Genomic DNA, 20,548 nt, shown 5'->3' on the forward strand with positions numbered 1-20,548 from the left:
TGAGCGGCTGACACATTTCACTTGCTAAATCGATATGTGGTATAATGGGCTCGCTATGTAAAGTACATATGCGCAACACGTAAAACACAAAATACGAAATGACTGAAATCTTGGAGGACGAGGAAATGGCTTTTGAGGATATCCCTTTTTTGCAGTACCTCGGCAATGCCGTTGATATTCTCCTTGTTTGGTATGTGATATATAAATTGATTATGGTGATACGCGGCACGAAAGCGGTTCAGCTGTTAAAAGGAATTGTAGTCATCGTGCTTGTTCGTATGGCCAGCCAATATTTGGGCCTCAGCACACTTCAGTGGCTGATGGACCAAGCGATAACATGGGGATTTTTAGCAATTATTATTATCTTTCAGCCTGAGCTGAGAAGAGCGCTTGAACAGCTAGGCCGCGGCCGCTTTTTTTCAAGGAGCGGCACGCCTGTAGAAGAAGCGCAACAGAAAACGATTGAGGCCATCACAAAAGCGATCAATTATATGGCGAAACGCCGTATAGGCGCCCTGCTGACCATTGAGCGGGATACTGGAATGGGGGATTATATTGAGACCGGCATACCACTGAATGCCAAAGTCAGCTCTGAGCTGCTGATTAATATTTTTATCCCAAACACCCCGCTTCATGACGGTGCGGTGATTATGAAAAATAATGAAATTGCCGCGGCCGCCTGTTATTTGCCGCTTTCTGAAAGCCCGTTTATTTCAAAAGAATTGGGCACGCGGCACAGAGCGGCTGTCGGCATCAGTGAAGTAACAGACAGTTTGACGATTATTGTGTCTGAAGAGACCGGCGGCGTCAGTGTGGCAAAGAACGGCGACCTTCACAGAGAGCTGACAGAAGAAGCGCTGAAAGAAATGCTTGAAGCCGAGTTTAAGAAAAACACCAGAGACACTTCTTCTATCCGCTGGTATTGGAGGGGCAAGAAAAATGGATAAATTCTTAAACAACCGCTGGGCTGTGAAAATCATTGCTCTGCTTTTCGCGCTCTTGCTTTATGTGGCGGTTAACAGCAACCAAGCACCGACTCCGAAAAAACCGGGTGAATCTTTCTTTCCGACATCAACAACTGATGAAGCAACTCTGACCGATATTCCGGTTAAAGCGTATTATGATGATGAAAATTACGTCGTGACAGGTGTTCCGCAAACGGTTAATGTCACGATAAAAGGCTCGACAAGTGCCGTGAAAAAGGCTAGGCAGACCAAGAACTTTGAAATATACGCCGATATGGAACATTTGAAAACCGGCACACATAAGGTTGAGCTTAAGGCCAAAAATGTGTCGGATGGGCTGACAATCTCAATTAATCCATCTGTTACGACAGTGACCATACAGGAACGGACGACCAAAAGCTTTCCTGTAGAAGTGGAGTACTACAATAAAAGCAAGATGAAAAAAGGCTATTCTCCGGAGCAGCCGATTGTCAGTCCGAAAAATGTGCAGATTACCGGATCTAAAAATGTGATCGATAATATTTCTCTTGTCAAAGCTTCAGTGAATTTGGAAAACGCAGATGAAACGATTGAAAAGGAAGCGAAAGTGACTGTCTATGATAAAGACGGAAACGCGCTTCCTGTCGACGTTGAGCCCTCGGTCATCAAGATTACCGTTCCGGTGACAAGCCCAAGTAAAAAAGTGCCCTTTAAAATTGAACGGACAGGAAGCCTTCCTGACGGTGTCAGCATAGCGAATATTGAATCCAGCCCCAGTGAGGTAACGGTTTACGGCTCACAGGATGTGTTGGATTCTCTTGAATTTATTGATGGCGTCAGCTTAGATTTAAGCAAAATTAACAAGGATTCCGATATCGAGGCAGATATTCCGCTTCCTGACGGCGTCAAAAAAATCTCGCCGTCAAAGGTGACTTTGCATATAGAAGTCGATAGTGAAGCGGATCAGAAGTTTGAGAATGTCTCTATCAAGACTGTAGGGCTGAGCAGTTCACAAAACATTGAATTTCTTGATCCTGAATCACAAGCGATAGACGTAACGGCTAAAGGCTCTCCCGCGAATATAAAAAAACTGAAAAAATCGGATATCGAATTGTATGTGAATGTTTCAGATTTAGAGGACGGGGAGCATAGCGTGAAGCTTGAAGTAAACGGACCTCAGAATGTAACCTGGTCCTTGGGGCAGAAAAACGCCAAAATCAAGCTGACATCCAAAAAAAGCAATACATCAACGAATGATAACAGCAGCAATACATCAGGAAATCAGGATGACACAGACAAACAAACAAATGATCAAAAGAACAATCAGAAAGAAGATACAAAGAACACTGATAAAAACAGCAACGATCAAAACCAAGACGAAAACCAAGATCAGGATGAGGATGAATCCACTGCGGATTCACAATCCTCATCGGAATAAAAAAGGAGCGATTACAAAATGGGCAAGTATTTTGGAACAGACGGTGTAAGAGGTGTCGCCAATAGTGAGCTTACACCTGAGCTGGCCTTTAAAGTCGGACGTTTCGGCGGTTATGTGCTGACAAAAGACAAACAACGTCCAAAAGTGCTGATAGGCCGCGATACACGTATCTCCGGCCATATGCTGGAGGGAGCCCTTGTCGCCGGACTTTTATCCATTGGCGCAGAAGTCATGCGTCTGGGTGTCATTTCTACACCGGGTGTATCCTATTTGACAAAAGCGATGGATGCAGAGGCGGGCGTCATGATTTCCGCTTCTCATAACCCAGTGCAGGATAACGGCATCAAGTTCTTTGGGGGAGACGGATTCAAGCTTTCTGATGAACAGGAGGCTGAAATTGAGCGCCTGATGGACGAACCTGAGGATAAGCTGCCAAGACCGGTCGGAGCCGATCTTGGGCTTGTTAACGATTATTTTGAAGGCGGACAAAAATATCTGCAATTCTTAAAACAGACAGCCGATGAAGATTTCACAGGCATTCATGTGGCACTTGACTGTGCTCATGGCGCAACGTCATCCTTGGCGACACACCTGTTTGCTGATTTAGATGCCGATGTTTCAACAATGGGTACTTCTCCGAACGGATTAAACATTAATGACGGCGTCGGATCGACTCACCCTGAAGCGCTCAGCGCGTTTGTCAAAGAGAAAAACGCTGATCTCGGCCTTGCGTTCGATGGTGATGGCGACCGCCTGATTGCTGTTGATGAAAAAGGAAATATCGTTGATGGCGACCAAATCATGTACATATGCTCAAAACACCTGAAATCAGAGGGTCGCTTAAAGGATGATACAGTGGTTTCAACCGTGATGAGCAACCTCGGCTTCTATAAGGCGCTCGAGAAAGAAGGCATCAAAAGCGTGCAGACAGCTGTCGGAGACCGCTATGTAGTAGAAGCAATGAAAAAAGATGGCTATAATGTCGGCGGAGAGCAGTCAGGACATCTTATTTTCCTTGATTACAACACGACAGGGGACGGATTATTGTCTGCTATTATGCTGATGAACACTTTGAAAGCAACAGGCAAGCCGCTGTCAGAGCTTGCAGCTGAAATGCAAAAGTTTCCGCAGCTGTTAGTCAATGTGAGAGTGACTGATAAATATAAAGTTGAAGAAAATGCAAAAGTAAAAGCAGTTATTTCTGAAGTTGAAAAAGAAATGAACGGCGACGGACGGATTTTGGTGCGCCCTTCAGGAACTGAACCGCTCGTCCGTGTCATGGCTGAAGCGAAGACGAAAGAGCTGTGCGATGAGTATGTCAATCGCATTGTTGAAGTCGTCCGGTCAGAAATGGGATTAGAGTAACGAAGTCTCTAATCAGAGAGCGAACAAGACAAGCGACGTTTACATATGATAATTGTGAGACATACGGCAAAGTTGTTTAAAAAACAATTGACCGTTTATGCCACATGCTGTAAAATCAAGCTTGTCTTGTTCTTACTTTCTTAATAGGAAAAGTAGACGGGATTATGGATTTACCTATAATTATAGCGCCCGAACTAAGCGCCCGGAAAAAGGCTTAGTTGACGAGGATGGAGGTTATCGAATTTTCGGCGGATGCCTCCCGGCTGAGTATACAGATCACAGCCGTAAGGATTTCTTCAAACCAAGGGGGTGACTCCTTGAACAAAGAGAAATCACATGATCTTCCAAAAAACATGTAGGAGGGGACGATTGAAAGTCCCCTTGAAATTTGACTTTCTTCGTCTCCTTTTACCATCTTAGGAGGAAGAAAAATATGTGTGGAATCGTAGGTTATATCGGTCAGCTTGATGCGAAGGAAATTTTATTAAAAGGGTTAGAAAAGCTTGAATATCGCGGATATGACTCTGCTGGTATTGCTGTTGCCAATGAACAGGGAATCCATGTGTTCAAAGAAAAAGGACGCATTGCAGATCTTCGTGAAGTTGTGGATGCCAATGTAGAAGCGAAAGCCGGAATTGGGCATACTCGCTGGGCAACACACGGCGAACCAAGCTATCTGAACGCTCACCCGCATCAAAGCGCACTGGGCCGCTTTACACTTGTTCATAACGGCGTGATCGAGAACTATGTTCAGCTGAAGCAAGAGTATTTGCAAGATGTAGAGCTTAAAAGTGACACCGATACAGAAGTGGTTGTTCAAGTAATCGAGCAATTTGTCAATGGAGGACTTGAGACAGAAGAAGCGTTCCGCAAAACACTTACACTGTTAAAAGGCTCTTATGCAATTGCTTTATTCGATAACGACAACAGAGAAACGATTTTTGTAGCGAAAAATAAAAGCCCTCTATTAGTAGGCCTTGGAGACACATTCAACGTCGTAGCATCTGATGCAATGGCGATGCTTCAAGTAACCAACGAATATGTTGAGCTGATGGATAAAGAAATGGTTATCGTCACTGATGACCAAGTTGTCATCAAAAACCTTGATGGTGACGTGATTACACGTGCGTCTTATATTGCTGAGCTTGATGCCAGTGATATCGAAAAAGGCACGTACCCTCACTACATGTTGAAAGAAACGGATGAGCAGCCAGTTGTTATGCGCAAAATCATCCAAACGTATCAAGATGAAAACGGCAAGCTGTCTGTGCCTGGCGATATCGCTTCCGCTGTAGCGGAAGCGGACCGCATCTATATCATTGGCTGCGGAACAAGCTACCATGCAGGACTTGTCGGTAAACAATATATTGAAATGTGGGCAAACGTGCCGGTTGAAGTGCATGTAGCGAGTGAATTCTCCTACAACATGCCGCTTCTGTCTAAGAAACCGCTCTTCATTTTCCTTTCTCAAAGTGGAGAAACAGCAGACAGCCGCGCGGTTCTCGTTCAAGTCAAAGCGCTCGGACACAAAGCCCTGACAATCACAAACGTACCTGGATCAACGCTTTCTCGTGAAGCTGACTATACATTGCTGCTTCATGCAGGCCCTGAAATCGCTGTTGCGTCAACGAAGGCATACACTGCACAAATCGCAGTTCTTGCGGTTCTTGCTTCTGTGGCTGCTGACAAAAACGGCATCGATATCGGATTTGACCTCGTCAAAGAACTCGGTATCGCGGCAAACGCAATGGAAGCTTTATGCGACCAGAAAGACGAAATGGAAATGATCGCCCGTGAATATCTGACTGTATCCAGAAACGCTTTCTTCATCGGACGCGGCCTTGACTACTTCGTATGTGTCGAAGGCGCACTGAAGCTGAAAGAGATTTCTTACATCCAGGCAGAAGGCTTTGCCGGCGGAGAGCTGAAGCACGGAACGATTGCCCTGATCGAACAAGGCACACCGGTATTCGCACTGGCAACACAAGAGCACGTAAACCTAAGCATCCGCGGAAACGTCAAAGAAGTTGCCGCTCGCGGAGCAAACACATGCATCATCTCACTAAAAGGCCTAGACGATGCGGATGACAGATTCGTACTGCCGGAAGTAAACCCAGCGCTTGCTCCGTTGGTATCTGTTGTTCCATTGCAGCTGATCGCTTACTATGCTGCGCTGCATCGCGGCTGTGATGTTGATAAACCGCGTAACCTTGCGAAAAGTGTTACTGTAGAATAAAGTGTTTTACCCCTTTGGATATGATTGTCTAAAGGGGTGTTTTTATGTCCAAAAGAAAAAGAACATCTACAGTGGAAAAATGGATTAAAAAAAGTGTGGTACAGGACCCGACTATCGATCGGCCGTTGCTATAGATTCAAGATGTTTTCACATAAGGCCAGTTAACGAGCTTAAAAGGCTTTAAAACTAGTAGGCTGCATGAATCTTTCAGTGGAGAGAAACGGCTTTTTTCTAATGTAATTGCAGGTGAACTTGGAATAACCGGAGAACCTATTGTAATAACAACCTTATTATTGAGTGCATTCGTGGTTTAAGTCGTAATGATTCAGTAAAGGACACGCCACAAATAAAAGGTAGCGTATGATTCCCATTCTTTCCAAGGAAACGATATTTCTATGATTTCATCTTTCGTAGGCTTTCGGTTCATATGACGTAATATTTTTATCGAATGAATAAGGCCCACATCATCGATTGGAAAAGCTGTCGGGAACCTAAGGCAGCGCATTAGAACATAATTGGCTGTCCAAGGACCGATTCCCCGTATTTTAATTAAGTATTTTTCAGCATCTTTAAAGTTCATTTTCATTAATTTTTCCCTCGATAATTCTCCACTGGCCATTAATTTGGCAATTCCAATGATATATTCACTTTTTCTTACCGTCATTTTAATATCTGCTAGGTCGGTAGGTGTTAACCGTGCTATTCGTTCGTACGGTGGGAACACCCAATACTTGTTCCCATTCCATTCGATAGAATCGCCAAATCCTTCTACAAATTGCTTCTTTAAGGAGTACGCGAAGGCTAAGTTAATTTGTTGCCCTAAAACTCCCCAACATAATGCTTCAAATAAATCGGGAATGCCGACAAGCCGCAATCCATAAAATTTTCGGGCAGGCATTTTAAGTAATGGGTCTGCTTTTGCCATTTCATAAAATGGTGTTAAATCGTTATCAAGATCAAACCATTCATGAATATATTTTACAATTTCCTCCCGTTTCCACTTTTCAATAGGTCTAGAATCGTTTAGGAATTTGACAACCATTTGTTTATTATTGATTACGCTTACCTGTACTAAGGACCGAATTTCCCCTATGGCAATAACTTTTGTAATGATATCGTTCTCTATTTCATACATGCACTCATTTTTTTCCCTAGTTAGATAGCCTAGGTTCGCACTCATGTCGAAAATTTCAGGTAATGTAATGACAATAACGTCATTGACTTCATGCCATGTCACTTATTCATTCTCCTTATCTTAAATAATGATAGAAAATTCACACTGATTGAATTTTACTTTATCACATAATAAGCTTTACTCATTTTGTTATCTTGCTATTACATTCTAACCACCTTATTTTTTTCTATTTATGAGGTTATAGTGTTAGTTATCAAGAATGCTAAACGGGAGTGGATTAAAATCGCCCAAGATATAAAAACGCGTGTCGAAAACGTAAATTGGGATTCAAGTCAAAATGAATTAGATGAGCATTGTAAGGAGGGGTGAGATAAATGCCGGATAGTATCAATAACGGACATAAAGAGAGCCATGGTCAGAGAACTTTAAATGATGTAGAAATGCTAACAGATGAAAAGTGGCAAGCAATTATAAATAATGACGCAGCGTACAATAACCAATTTTTCTACGCTGTGAAGTCGACAGGGATATTTTGCAAACCATCCTGTAAATCTCGCGTTCCGAAAAAAGAAAATGTATGCATTTTTCCAAACGCAGAACAAGCTCTCCGCGCAAATTTTCGCCCTTGCAAACGCTGTAAGCCTACTAATGAAAAAATGCCTGATAGCGAGTGGGTTGATCTCATTACTGAATACATTGATAAAAATTTCACAGAAAAACTAACTCTAGAATCGTTAGCAGATATTTGCCATGGGAGTCCGTATCATATGCATCGAACATTTAAAAAGATGAAAGGTATTACGCTGGTTGAGTATATACAACAGGTTAGAGTTCAGGCGGCTAAAAAGTATTTGATTCAGACAAATAAAGCGATTGGAGATATCGCTATATGTGTGGGTATCGCTAACGCACCTTATTTTATTACTTTATTTAAAAAGAAAACTGGACAGACACCAGCACAATTTCGCCAAATGAGAAAAATGGAGGAAACGTACAATGGAAACAAAGAATAAGCCAACCCTTTATTGGTCTTTACTGATGTTTAAGGATTGGAGCTTTTATATTGCTTCCACTTCAAAGGGGCTTGTGTTTGTAGGTTCACAGAACAAACCATTTGAGGAATTGTTCGAATGGGCTCAGAAACACTTTCCAGGAAGTCCTCTTGTTGAAGATAATGGTAAGCTTGAACCCTACATTACTGAAATCACTCAGTATCTAGAAGGAAAGCGGAAAAACTTTACTGTGCCATTTGAGTACGTAGGTACACCATTTCAGCTAGCAGTCTGGAATGCACTTTGTGAAATTCCTTATGGACAGACGAAATCCTATTCCGAGATTGCACATGATATAAATAAACCAGCAGCTGTTCGTGCTGTAGGCGCGGCTATTGGGGCTAATCCGGTATTAATTACTGTACCGTGCCATCGTGTAATAGGAAAGAATGGCTCGTTAACTGGCTATCGGGGCGGATTTGAAATGAAGGCACTGCTCCTTGATCTGGAAAAACGAGCTTCATCTGGCAATGAGTAATTTTGCCGGACCACTTTTGGTTATGGATCTCATTTGACAATGATGAGGACAGCTGCCCTATAAGGTGCAAAAATGAAATATTTTAACCAGAACAAAAGGCACCAGAGTTACTCAAATGAATGCAGTTTGTGAAGCTGATATTAAACCGCTATGCAGGGGGTTTGGTCTTTCTCTGTAATCCAACATCTTGACAATGTTTAAGATTTAGCATATCTTATACTTAACTTAAAAATCGCAACCAGATGTTTATTTTCGTTTGTGAATAGGACTTTAGCATTCTTTCAACTAATCTTGACAGGATGAAAAAGTATCCTAATTTAAATGAAAGAGAAACATAAGGCGATTTATCTATAATCAAGCACTATATTAAAGTGTAGCGGTGATTTCATTCCTTTAGAATGAACTTAAAATATTGTATAAAATAAAATGACCAATAATAAGGTAGCTCTTCAAAAAACTTCGCTGAAGTTAGTTGAAGTGAAGCCGACAATTTTCAAGATTCAATGATCTGCAATCATCATTGAAATTTTGAGGTTGTCGGTTTTTTTGTTGAAAAAAAATAGAGATACATAAAATTTGTATCCATTATAGAAAAATATGATCTGATTTAAAGGTCGTATGAGCAATAACGACATTTAAAAAGGGAGAATTTGAAATGTTAGTTTCGCTGAGTTTGTCATCATTATTAACATTATTTTTTATTATGCTTATTGCTTCTGGGATAAGTGGACTTTTGTTTTTACATCCCCGAGTGCCCTTGAGTTTTGTCCGCATTCATATTGGGATTTTGGCTTTACCACTTTTGGTTGCCTTACTGATCCTTGCCAATAGCAGTGTGAGTGGAAATGTTGGCCCTTGGCACTTAGATACCTTAGCTTGTTTAATGACTTTCTTTGTTCTTGCAATTGGATTCATCATTCAGCGTTTTTCTGTACGTTACTTAATGGGGGATCGATCTTATCGCAAATATTTTGCGCTTTTTACTTTTACAACAGGTGCTGCTTCAATGACGTGGTTAAGTGGCGATCTCCGTTTGATGGTTTTATTTTGGGGAGCAACTCTTGTTGGTTTAACTTTACTGATAAGGTTAAACAGTGCTTGGCAAGTGGCTAGTGAAGCAGCCAAAATTTCTGGCCGGTTATTTTTGTTAAGTTGGTTTTCTTTGTTTTTTGCGATGATGTGGCTTTTTCATGCCACAGGTCAATGGCAGTTATCATTGGTTGTAACAAATGAAAGTTTAGCTGGGCTGGGAGAATGGGAGAGAACAGGGATTCAGCTATTGATTGTACTGGCGGTAATTATTCCTGCAGGCCAATGGCCATTCCAAAGATGGTTAGTTGAGTCTATTGTTGCTCCAACCCCTGTTTCTGCAATTATGCATGCAGGTTTAGTAAATGCAGGAGGAATAATACTAACTCGATTTTCACCTCTATTTCATGGTGGTATCGCTTCGATTATCTTACTTCTGCTTGCTGGCATTTCTGTATTGATTGGAACTGGTATTAGTTTAGTCCAGGTTGATTATAAACGCCAATTAGTAGGCTCCACGATTGGACAAATGGGATTTATGCTCATTCAGTGTGCACTAGGGGCCTATATAGCAGCCATTATTCATCTTATTTTACATGGTTTATTTAAAGCTACGTTGTTTTTACAGGCTGGTTCAGCCGTACAGCGTCATGAAGTATCGACTCGTGTTAAAGAGAGATCATCCTATTTATGGCTCGTGGCTGGTCGTACGTTAGCCTTAGTTATAGGCGTTGCTTTTTGGCTCACTGCTCCTGGAGACGGATATCAATTAATGAGTGCGCTGATCTTAGGGTGGTCATTGTCCGTTTCCTGGACTCAGCTTGTAGCTTTTGGAGAGGGGCGAATTGGCCGAATTGCCGGCTTAATCGTTTTAGGAGGAGCAGCCTTTATATATTTTATCATTCATAACCTTTTCTATGATTGGCTGCATGCAGCCGTTTCTCAAACTGTTCAGCCTCCAATGCCAGCTGTCATCATTGTCGTATGTCTTTTCCTATTTGGCAGTGCTTTAGGTTCGTGGGTTGCTCGTCATCGTTCTTCCGCTTTCTTCACAATACTCTATCTTTGGCTAGTTCGGTTAGGTGAAGCAAAACCAAAGTCAGTGGAGAGTCACCCAGACTACCTTAAACAATATTTATCATAAGGAGCTAATCTGAGATGGGCATTACATCCGTATTAACGAAAGAAAATGTAAAAAAGATAGATACAGATATTGATGTTCAAGAAAGGGATCTTAACGTTTTCATTACATCTGCCAGCCGAGTGATTGCGCCACTTTGGCCTATTTCTACATTTGCTGCACGCAATCCGTGGATGGGACTTGAAAACCAGACTTTTGACCAGGTTGCAAGCTGGTTGAAAAATACGCGTGATGTTGATATATACCCAAGTGCGTCTATGATCCGTTCAGCAAAGAATAAAGGTGAGATTGATGAAGTTTTTGTGGAAATGGGGCTGCAGCGTTGGCTTGATTCACATTCCTTTCACATCCCACGGGACGTGGCAGAGCGATTTTGTCATGCGGGATTAAAGTTAGATCCCCTGCCTTCCGACCTTTTATCATCACACGAGATGGAGAAATTAGTAAGTGGATGTAGTGGATTGGATCCTATCGATAATGTTTTTATGGAACCACTAAGTTCATATATAGAGAATCAAGATGGTGAAAGGTTAGTTACTATACTAGATCATCATGTCATTAAGTGGAGTAAATTATATCTTGATGACTCTCAAGCCGGTTGGACAATGCCCAATCGTGAGGAAGGCTTCTATCGTGCCTGGCAGCAGCTCATACAATATGATCCAGCACTTAGCAAAAAGCAGCGTGAAAGGTTAAAAGGTTTGCCGCAAGAGGCGCATTTGGCTTTACAAGAAGCCTTATTCGCACTAGGAATCCCTGAATCAGAAATCCAGGCTTATCTTGAAGCTCACTTACTTTCCTTACCTGGATGGGCAGGGATGATGCTTTGGCGCTCCCAACAATCGAGCCATGAACATGCACTCTTAACAGAATATTTAGCGGTTCGATTATCCATGGAGTGGGCTCTGATAAAGCCATATTTGCCTTTGACTAATGAACGAGCTGAGAAAAAAATTTCGATTGCTCCCCTTATAGCAGCTTGGATTCATTGGGGTGGGCTTACATTAGAGGAATGGTCACAGATGTCGGCCAGTGAACAAAATGAATATTTATCATTTGCCTACAGCTTTGATGAGAAACTGCACAGGAAACTTTGGTTAGAAGCTTGGGAACAAACTTACACTGATCGATTGAGCCAGAAGATCATCTCGAAACAACGTGAAACCGGTAAAAAATCTGCATTAGCTCAATTAGCATTCTGCATTGATGTACGATCAGAACCTTTTCGCCGTCATCTAGAAAAACAAGGTCCGTTTGAAACGATTGGCATCGCAGGTTTCTTCGGGGTGCCGATTGCAACTTGTGAACTTGGCAGTAAACACAGTCATGCCTCCTTGCCGATCATACAAAAACCGCAAAATAAAATAAAAGAGTTCGCGGATGAGGATGTATTCAACAAATACAATCAACGGAAGCAAGCAGTTCATTCGTTAAGCTATACATTTAAAACGATGAAACAGAATGTGCTTTCAAGCTTACTTCTGCCTGAGCTAAGCGGACCTTGGCTTACTCTGCAAATGGCAGCCCGTAGCTTTGTGCCAAGAAAGGCGGGTCGTTTCATTCAAAATCTCCGTGAGGCTTGGTTGCGCAAACCTGATACAAAACTCTCGCTTCATCATGATGCTACAGAGGCAGAAATACCTGTGGGTTTTACTGATGAAGAAAAAGTGAACTATGCTCGCCAAGCATTAAAAATGATGGGGTTAACAGAAAACATCGCACCATTGGTCGTGATATGCGGGCACGGCAGTCAAAGTACCAATAATCCTTATTCCGCAGCCCTTGACTGTGGTGCCTGCGGTGGAGCGGCCGGTGGATTCAATGCAAGAGTTTTAGCTGCTTTATGTAATCTTTCAGAGGTGAGAGAAGCACTTTTAACTGAAGGAATTAAAATCCCTGAGGATACGGTGTTTGCAGCAGCTGAACATAATACAACGGTGGATGAATTACATTGGCTTTATGTACCGGAGCTTTCTGAAGCTGCACAAGAAGCATTTGAGCAAATTGAAGCTGTTATGCCGAAAGTGAGACATCATGTAAATGCAGAACGTCTAGCCCAATTACCGAATTTCCAATCGGAATTTAAAAATCCGAAGGCTGAGGCACACCGATTTGCGGAGGATTGGAGTGAGATACGTCCGGAATGGGGGCTGGCTCGTAATGCTGCTTTTATTATCGGCCAACGTGAATTAACCCAGGATTGTGATTTGGAAGGAAGAGCCTTTCTCCATAATTATGATTGGAAGCAGGATGAAAGCGGCGAAATCCTAGCAAATATTATTGCAGGGCCTGGAACCGTGGCCCAATGGATTAATTTACAATATTACGCATCAACGGTAGCACCTCATTATTATGGCAGCGGAAATAAAGCAACTCAAACCGTTACAGCAGGTCTCGGCGTTATGCAGGGGAATGCAAGTGACTTGTTAGCCGGACTGCCTTGGCAATCCGTCATGAAATCAGATCACGAAGCCTATCATTCTCCGCTTCGTTTGTTGATACTCATTCAAGCACCTAAAGAATATGTAGAACGGTTATTAAACAATGACTCAGCATTTATGCAAAAAGTTCAAAATGGATGGGTCCGACTGGCTAGTATTGATCCAGAAGGATGTTGGGAAAGCTGGTAATTATGAATCTAAACATTTATTAAATGGATTTGTTACTCAATACTAAACATAAGGAAGAGGTGTGCTATATGAATGGAAATCAAAATAAAAAAGTATTATTTTTGACGGACATTGAAAACGGCTTGGAGCCTATTTTACAAGAAGTGACTAACACTCCTGCAGAAAGTATGTTGACTATACAAAGCTATGGTGCCAGTATTTCACACCCTTATGGAGAAATCATGATGTCTGTTATTTTTGCGATTTACCAGGAAGATGTTGAGGAGATTTTTGTAGTAGGAACAAAAGATAAGAAAACTTCCACAGGTCATAGACTTACTCAACTTGAAGCAATGAAAGATAAAATACAAACATTGGATTATCTCTTTCAGAATTGCAAACCTGAATTTTTAGGTGGTACGGTCGATGAATGGCTACATGAAAATAGCAGTGACACCATTGAAAAAAGTGTTGATATCATTCGTCATCATCCATTAGTGCCGTCATATGTTAAAGTTCGAGGTTTAATCATTAATCAAGAGGATGGAACATCATCAATGGTGGAGGTTCCTGCTATGAAAACAGGTCAAACCTCACCTGATCATTGCTTGTCATGATGAAATGGAAGAACTTCTATACACCTATATATGAAAAAAACAGCTTTAAGGAGAAGGTATGGACTCTAATTTAACTGATTTTGTCACGAAAACAATAGAGGACATGAACTCGTTTGATCGTGAAAATATGGAATGTATGAAAAAAGTAATAAGAAAAGCAATTGATTTTTATCATCTACAATCTTATGAAGAAGTTGAGGAAACCCATTTAGGAAGCATTCGATTTTTGCATATACACTCTATGATGGAGGAAAATATGTTATCCAAAATGATAGTGGTCACAAGAAACGGTAATACTGATTTGGATATTGAAGGTGTATATGAAGGACATGTTGTAAGAGAATATTAATGAGACGAAATCACAAATAGAATATGCCAATTTTTTTGCTCAGGAGATGTATGATATATGAAAAAATCGAAAGGTTCTATTGAATCAGAGATCAGTAAGTCCATTACTCAATGGGAGAAAGATTATCTTGGGCGCGGGTCTGTATCTGTTAAAACTGATATACTCCGGGATATGGTCATCGTCAATTTAAAAGGGATTTTAACACCAGCTGAATATGTAGTGTGTGGATCAAAAGAGGGTATGTTATCTATTAAACAAACTCGCTCGGAGTTAGTCGAATCAGGTATAGAAGGTCTTAAGGATATTATCCTAAAAATCACCGGAGAAAAAGTGATAAGTTTTTTTACTGATTTAAGCTCCCGGACAGGTGAACGAGTAATGGTATTTAAATTATGTAATGATCTAGAGAAAAATCTTTAATATAAATGTTTGATGATCCCTGCTATTCAAGCCAGGGAGAGGGCATTCAAAATATTACCTGCCGCTTCTTTTGCTTTACAGTTATGTCATCATTACTATTTTTTATTCATAACCCACGAGCGGACTTGTTATTCCTGCTGAAAGATCTAACATCCGCTTTTGTTACGAGCGGATGTTTTTTCACATCTAATTAAAATGCATGAATTTGGTGCTGGTGCTTAGTCAATGCCAAATTCATTAAAAACATCCAAAATACCTGAACAAATATCCCGGAAAACTTAAGCCTCTAGCGAATAGTGTTGTTTACTCCCTTAGCCAAAATCAAAATGTTTTATTGATTTAAATTAGAAGCTTTGCTTCGGTTAACAAAGTCACCGCCGAGTTCCCCCAAGAATAACATGATAATGAGACCCATTCGAAAGTGTAGGGTTTTTGATATGCTGTCTTCAGTTTCATTCCTCGAAAAAAGCTGAGTACCAAAAAACGAATTGACATATCGAAATATAACGATATAATAATTGGTATGGAGCCAATTGAAGTATTCAAAGCTTTATCAAATGAATCAAGGCTGCAAATTTTACAATGGCTGAAGGAGCCCGATCGTCATTTTGCACCCCATGAAGGGATTGATATGAACACAATCGGGGTATGTGTCAGTCAAATAACAGACAAATTGAAAATGACGCAATCGACAGCTTCTCAATATCTTACCATCCTTTTAAGAGCCGGCTTGATTAAGGCGGAGCGTATTGGAAAGTACACATATTACAAAAGAGATGAAGAAGCCATTGGGAAACTTGCTGACTTTCTTAAAACAGAGATATAAAAATAAACATCAAAAGATGTTTATTTTTACACTATACATATCGACATATTACGATGTGTTTATTTTTTATAATAACATATCGATATATCGTGATATGTTTATTAACAATTAAGGAGTGAATGCTTTATGTCTAATACTTGGAAAATTTATATTTTAGCCATTGTCAGCTTTTTAGTTGGAACCTCAGAATACATCATTTCGGGAATTTTGGATCAAATTGCTCATACTCTCGGGATCACTATAGCTGCCGCGGGCCAGCTTATTACCATTTTCTCACTTGTGTATGCTCTTTCTACACCCGTACTTATGGCGTTGACAGCAAGTATGGATAGACGCAAATTGATGATGTATGCCCTCGGTTTGTTTGTGTTCGGTAATGTCCTGGCTTTTGTACTGCCTGGTTATGGATGGTTTATTGCAGCGCGGATCATTATGGCGATGGGAGCAGGTGTGGTTGTTGTTACCGCTTTAACCATTGCCGCTAAGATTGCATCGGAAGGAAAGCAGGGCAGTGCCATCGCTACGGTGGTTATGGGATTTACCGCTTCTTTAATCATAGGTGTTCCGCTTGGAAGAATGATAGCAGTAGCATTAGGCTGGAAGTCCGTATTTGGTGCCATTGCTTTGTTGGGATTGATCGCAATGGCCGTTATTTTCTTTACTCTTCCGCATACTAAAGGGGATAAGCCTGTGCCTTTGCGTCAACAGCTTGCTCTTTTCAAAAAACGGAAAGTGGCTATGGGATTATCAATCACTTTCTTTTGGCTCGGGGGATATTCTGTTGCTTACACTTATTTGTCACCGTATCTCTTGAACATCTCAGGTATAAACGGCAAGTTGCTTAGCGGTGTTTTGCTTATATTTGGAATTGCCAGTTTGGTTGGGTCGAAGTTTGGGGGATATAGCACCGACAAATGGGGAGTGCCCTTTACACTTGTTGGCGGGATGACATTGCATATCGTCACACTGATTCTGCTGTCACTTGTTACTCATTCCTATATCGGCGTGTTGGTGATTCTCATATTATGGTCGTTTGCCGCATGGTCTACCGGTCCGACACAGCAATTTCACTTGGCTACAATAGAACCGGAAATGTCAGGTGTTTTGCTCAGCATGAATCAGTCCATGATGCAACTCGCCATGGCAGTCGGCGCAGGGATAGGAGGGGTTTTTGTGGAAAATGTATCATTAGCCTCGATTACCTGGATTGGTGCATTGGGGGTTATGATTGCCATTATTGCATCATTGATGATTTTCAATTCGCAACCGAAACAGATGCTAAGAGATATCAATCAATAATTTCGAAAGATCTAACATCCGCCCGTTATACAAGCGGGTGTTTTTTTATAAGCCCAAGTAGAAGGCACACTGAAGCTGAAAGAGATTTTTGCCGACGGAGATCTGAGGTACAGCAATTTATAATATACTAGGAATGGAAATAACGATATGGCGGAAGGATTCTAATGCTTCTCGCCTGTAATCACTACTTTGAGGATGTGTCATCGTGAATCAAAAGACGTACATTGAAATGAGCAGGACATCGCAGTACATCAACAAATTGAGAGAGTTTTCAGTGTTAATTGATGGGGCTGAGATGGGAAATATCAAAGATGGAGGGAGGCTGCGAATTGATGTGCCGCCTGGTGAGCATGTTATTCAAGTGAAGATTGCTTGGTGTACAAGCCCAACTTTGAGGTTTACTTTAACGGAAGGGGAAGTGTTGAAGTTTAGATGCGGAAGTCCGCTTCGAGGATGGAAGTTGCTTTTGGCGCTTTTTTCTGTTTTGGGCCGTCCTGAAAATCATCTGTTTATCGAGCAGGAAGAAGAGAAAAAGGCTTTGTGGTGACTTTGTTGTGTGAATAAATAGGAATAAATAGATTAAATACCCCTGAATTATGTTTTGTGAAAGATTGATATAAGCGGTAGCCTTCTCAATGTCGTTCTCCTTGGAGAAGGCTGCGTATAAGAAATTCTCGGACTTTGCGGATAGACCCTCCGATATCCATTTTCAGGATTAATATCTTCGGGGTGAATGAGTTCGATTTCATCATAGTATCGCAGTGTTTTTGTTGATACTTTGCATATCTTTGAAAATTCTCCGATCGATAGCAAGCGATCACCTTCTTGCTCCAAATGTACACTTTTCCGTAAGGGCAAAGTCAAATATGAAAATAAAACTGTTCCAAAGTTAATCAGAAATTTATTTTCATATCGTATCCTTTCAGTATCACGTGAAAGGAGCATCTTATGAAAACATTATGGAAAGTCGTAAAAATCTTTTTTTGCAGCTTAGCTGCTTTGGTTTTGCTTGTATCCGTCTCGGTATTTATTTATCACCATTACCAACTAAATAAGGAAGCAGCACTTCTTAAAGAAGAAGGCACATTGGTCGATGTTGACGGTAAAAAGATGAATGTGTATCAAGAGGGAAGCGGGAAGGATACGTTTGTGTTTATGTCCGGCTCGGGGATTGCTGCGCCTGCTTATGAGATGAAAGGTTTGTACAGTAAGTTTTCAAAGGAAAACAAGATTGCTGTTGTTGATCGGGCAGGTTATGGATACAGTGATGTGTCTAACGATGACAGAGATATTGATACGATACTGGAACAGACAAGGAAAGCGCTTATGAAAAGTGGAAATAAGCCTCCTTATATTTTAATGCCTCATTCGATATCCGGGATTGAAGCGATGTATTGGGCACAGAAATATCCTAAGGAAATTAAGGCGATTATTGCGATGGATATTGGATTGCCTCAGCAGTACGTCACGTATAAATTGAGCGGGATCGACAGACTGAAAGTGAGAGGATTCCATCTGCTAACGTCGATTGGTTTTCATCGGTTTATGCCTTCCGCTGTATATAACCCTGAGGTGATTCGTCAGTCGTTTTTAACCGATAAAGAAAAAGAAATCTATAAAGCCATTAACTTTAAGCAATTTTTTAATGCTGATATGGAGCATGAGCTGTTACAGTCTTACCAAAACGGCAGCAAATCTGTGAATTTGCCGGCGCCAAAAGAAACTCCTGTCTTATTTTTAGATGCGGTTTCTGACCAAAATAGACATTCAAAGTATGCCATACAAAACCGAAAAGACTATGAAGCGTTTGCGGCTCAATTCAATACTGCCGATATAAAGGAACTGAGGGGAACACACAGTATTTATTTATATCAGCCTGATCAAATATATAAACTTTCCATGGAGTTTATGAGAAAGGTTCGCTAGGATGAAAGGTTATCATATTTTAATCGTGGAAGACGATGTGATGATTGGTGATTTGCTGCAAAAGATTTTGCAGCGTGAGGGCTATCATGTGATGTGGAAAATCGATGGAACGGATGTGCTTTCGGTCATACAGAAGGTGGATTTGGTCATTATGGATGTGATGCTGCCGGGTGAGGACGGGTATCAAATGTCTGCAAAAATCAAAAAGCTGGGGCTGCGCATTCCGGTCATTTTTCTTTCGGCCCGCAATGACATGGACAGTAAGCTCCAAGGGTTGAAAATCGGCGAGGATTATATGGTGAAGCCCTTTGATCCGAGAGAGCTGCTGTTAAGAATGCAGAATATGCTTGAGCATCATTATGGGACCTTTACGCAAATCAAGCACTTGTATATTGATGCTGAAACCAAAAAAGTGTTCAATGAAAGCCTGCATGATGAGGTGTTGTTTACTGCGATTGAGCGGAAAATTTTCTTTTATTTATATGAAAATAGGGACAGCACCTTGACAAAGGATCATTTCTTTGAATATCTGTGGCAGCTCGAAGACAGAAACCCGAATATCGTCAATGTGCACATTAAAAAAATAAGAGCCAAAATCAACGATCAAGCGGGTGAAATTATTGAAAATATATATGGAGAAGGGTATCGGCTGAATACCGTTGTGAAGAAATGAAGTTAAAGACAAAATATATGTTGTTATTATGTACGGCTGTCATTAGTGTCCCGGTGCTATTGCTGGCGGTTAGTATTTTGATGTCTGTCATTTATGAAAACATGTTTAAATCAATGAATCACGGTACGCCTTTTCACAGGTCTTTTGCGTATCCGGCAATGCTCATTGTATTTTTGTTATCACTCTTATTGTTAGCTTTTTTATTTTCGAAGTCGATTCATTCTCTGCTGCATAAAATCAATCTATTACATCATACCATTCGGCATCTGGCGAGTGATCAAAAGGTGCCGGATAAAATAGAAGTGAAACGCGCTGATGAAATCGGGGAGCTGATCAAGTCGGTCAATTTGTTAATTGAACGGACGACATATCGTGAACTGGAATTGAAACAGCAGGAGGAAATCAAAAAGGAGCTTTTGCAAAAACTGCGTCATGACATTAACACACCTTTAACAGCTCTCAGGCTGCAGTTGTTTTATTTGGAAGGCCAATGTCATGATCAGGCCGTATTCGAATCGTTGTATCAGCAAATCGATTATATCTCGGAATTAACCAATGAATTCAATCTATATTCCGCCGAAACGCTAGAAAGCTCTTATATCGTAAATGAAGAAGTGCGTCTAAATGAGCTGTTAGAAACAGCGGTGAAAAAGTGGGATTATTTATATAGTATGAATGGGATTGAATTGCACTTTAAGCCGGCAGATCAAGATGTGATATGGATGAGCAACGTGTTATGGATGCAAAGGCTGTTTGATAATATTTTTCAAAATACGTTAAAGCATTCAAAAGCTGAAAAGATGGAAGTCAGGATCGAAAATGGCACTGTTTCTATCCGCGATGATGGTATTGGATTTGATCGGAATGAGAACAGTGAGGGGATTGGGTTGAAGATTATTGAGGATATATGCAGACTGCTTGCGATGACTTATGAGTTGGAGACAAATGAGTATGGAACGCGGTTTTTGTTTTCAAAAGAGTGACCCCGCTGATGTTTTTCTTTCTCCCATA

18 protein-coding genes and 1 pseudogene are annotated in these 20,548 nt (G+C 41.0%); 17 read left to right on the top strand and 2 right to left on the bottom strand.

The genetic code is table 11. The features are described 5' to 3' along the window. Positions 1-125: 125 nt before the first annotated feature. From cdaA to glmS, 4 genes are all read left to right on the top strand, one after another. Entirely contained in the window at positions 126-947 is an 822-nt protein-coding gene (gene cdaA, locus MY9_RS01155) for a diadenylate cyclase CdaA (RefSeq protein WP_014662568.1), read from the top strand. Further along, positions 940-2,382 carry a CdaA regulatory protein CdaR gene (cdaR, locus tag MY9_RS01160; protein ID WP_014662569.1) on the top strand — a complete coding sequence of 481 codons (1,443 nt, stop codon included), beginning with the start codon at positions 940-942 and terminating at the stop codon, positions 2,380-2,382. The genes cdaA and cdaR overlap by 8 nt, the downstream gene beginning before the upstream one ends. An 18-nt stretch (positions 2,383-2,400) precedes the next feature. After that, entirely contained in the window at positions 2,401-3,747 is a 1,347-nt protein-coding gene (gene glmM / locus MY9_RS01165; protein ID WP_014662570.1) for a phosphoglucosamine mutase, read from the top strand. 433 nt (positions 3,748-4,180) lie between these two features. Continuing rightward, positions 4,181-5,983 (top strand): glutamine--fructose-6-phosphate transaminase (isomerizing), encoded by a 1,803-nt coding sequence (glmS, locus tag MY9_RS01170; protein WP_014662572.1) that lies wholly within the window; start codon positions 4,181-4,183, stop codon positions 5,981-5,983. A gap of 325 nt (positions 5,984-6,308) precedes the next feature. Here glmS and alkA read toward each other — a convergent pair whose 3' ends face one another. Next, positions 6,309-7,220 carry a DNA-3-methyladenine glycosidase II gene (gene alkA / locus MY9_RS01175; protein WP_014662573.1) on the bottom strand — a complete coding sequence of 304 codons (912 nt, stop codon included), beginning with the start codon at positions 7,218-7,220 and terminating at the stop codon, positions 6,309-6,311. A 272-nt stretch (positions 7,221-7,492) separates the two neighbouring features. On the opposite strand from alkA, the gene adaA reads away from it, so the two are divergent. The 10 genes from adaA (at position 7,493) to MY9_RS01225 (ending at position 17,485) form a co-directional block, all read left to right on the top strand. After that, positions 7,493-8,131 (top strand): bifunctional transcriptional activator/DNA repair enzyme AdaA, encoded by a 639-nt coding sequence (adaA, locus tag MY9_RS01180; RefSeq protein WP_014662575.1) that lies wholly within the window; start codon positions 7,493-7,495, stop codon positions 8,129-8,131. Beyond that, the gene (gene adaB / locus MY9_RS01185; RefSeq protein ID WP_014662576.1) at positions 8,115-8,648 is read left to right on the top strand and encodes a methylated-DNA--[protein]-cysteine S-methyltransferase; all 534 of its coding nucleotides are present in this window, start codon (positions 8,115-8,117) and stop codon (positions 8,646-8,648) included. Before adaA ends, adaB begins: the two co-directional genes overlap by 17 nt. Before the next feature lie 655 nt (positions 8,649-9,303). After that, on the top strand, positions 9,304-10,821 hold the full coding sequence (locus MY9_RS01190) for an NADH dehydrogenase subunit 5 (protein WP_014662577.1): 1,518 nt from the start codon (positions 9,304-9,306) through the stop codon (positions 10,819-10,821). Between the two features lie 14 nt (positions 10,822-10,835). After that, positions 10,836-13,448, top strand: a complete 2,613-nt coding sequence (locus tag MY9_RS01195) for a DUF2309 domain-containing protein (RefSeq protein WP_014662578.1) — start codon at positions 10,836-10,838, stop codon at positions 13,446-13,448. Between the two features lie 68 nt (positions 13,449-13,516). After that, positions 13,517-14,044 (top strand): carbonic anhydrase, encoded by a 528-nt coding sequence (locus MY9_RS01200; RefSeq protein ID WP_014662579.1) that lies wholly within the window; start codon positions 13,517-13,519, stop codon positions 14,042-14,044. 58 nt (positions 14,045-14,102) lie between these two features. Beyond that, entirely contained in the window at positions 14,103-14,393 is a 291-nt protein-coding gene (locus tag MY9_RS01205) for a DUF6407 family protein (protein ID WP_014662580.1), read from the top strand. Between the two features lie 57 nt (positions 14,394-14,450). Then, a complete protein-coding gene (locus MY9_RS01210; RefSeq protein WP_014662581.1) occupies positions 14,451-14,813 on the top strand; it encodes a DUF2294 domain-containing protein in 363 nt (120 codons plus the stop codon). Between the two features lie 523 nt (positions 14,814-15,336). Next, positions 15,337-15,639 carry an ArsR/SmtB family transcription factor gene (locus tag MY9_RS01215; protein ID WP_003234907.1) on the top strand — a complete coding sequence of 101 codons (303 nt, stop codon included), beginning with the start codon at positions 15,337-15,339 and terminating at the stop codon, positions 15,637-15,639. A gap of 126 nt (positions 15,640-15,765) precedes the next feature. Continuing rightward, a complete protein-coding gene (locus MY9_RS01220) occupies positions 15,766-16,938 on the top strand; it encodes an MFS transporter (RefSeq protein ID WP_014662583.1) in 1,173 nt (390 codons plus the stop codon). A gap of 205 nt (positions 16,939-17,143) precedes the next feature. After that, on the top strand, positions 17,144-17,485 hold the full coding sequence (locus tag MY9_RS01225; protein WP_014662584.1) for a hypothetical protein: 342 nt from the start codon (positions 17,144-17,146) through the stop codon (positions 17,483-17,485). A 149-nt stretch (positions 17,486-17,634) separates the two neighbouring features. Here the strand turns inward: MY9_RS01225 and MY9_RS20985 are convergent. After that, a pseudogene (locus MY9_RS20985) lies at positions 17,635-17,751 on the bottom strand (MerR family DNA-binding transcriptional regulator); the annotation flags it as partial. Between the two features lie 135 nt (positions 17,752-17,886). Between MY9_RS20985 and MY9_RS01230 the strand changes: the two are divergent. The 3 genes from MY9_RS01230 to MY9_RS01240 are packed head-to-tail and all read left to right on the top strand — an operon-like array spanning position 17,887 to position 20,520. Then, positions 17,887-18,864, top strand: a complete 978-nt coding sequence (locus tag MY9_RS01230) for an alpha/beta hydrolase (RefSeq protein ID WP_014662586.1) — start codon at positions 17,887-17,889, stop codon at positions 18,862-18,864. 1 nt (position 18,865) lies between these two features. Beyond that, positions 18,866-19,537 carry a two-component system response regulator YbdJ gene (ybdJ, locus tag MY9_RS01235; RefSeq protein ID WP_014662587.1) on the top strand — a complete coding sequence of 224 codons (672 nt, stop codon included), beginning with the start codon at positions 18,866-18,868 and terminating at the stop codon, positions 19,535-19,537. Further along, complete coding sequence (locus tag MY9_RS01240; RefSeq protein WP_014662588.1) at positions 19,534-20,520, top strand: sensor histidine kinase; 987 nt, start codon at positions 19,534-19,536, stop codon at positions 20,518-20,520. The genes ybdJ and MY9_RS01240 overlap by 4 nt, the downstream gene beginning before the upstream one ends. Positions 20,521-20,548 lie beyond the last annotated feature (28 nt).

It is taken from the genome of Bacillus sp. JS (assembly GCF_000259365.1).
GTDB lineage: Bacteria > Bacillota > Bacilli > Bacillales > Bacillaceae > Bacillus > Bacillus stercoris.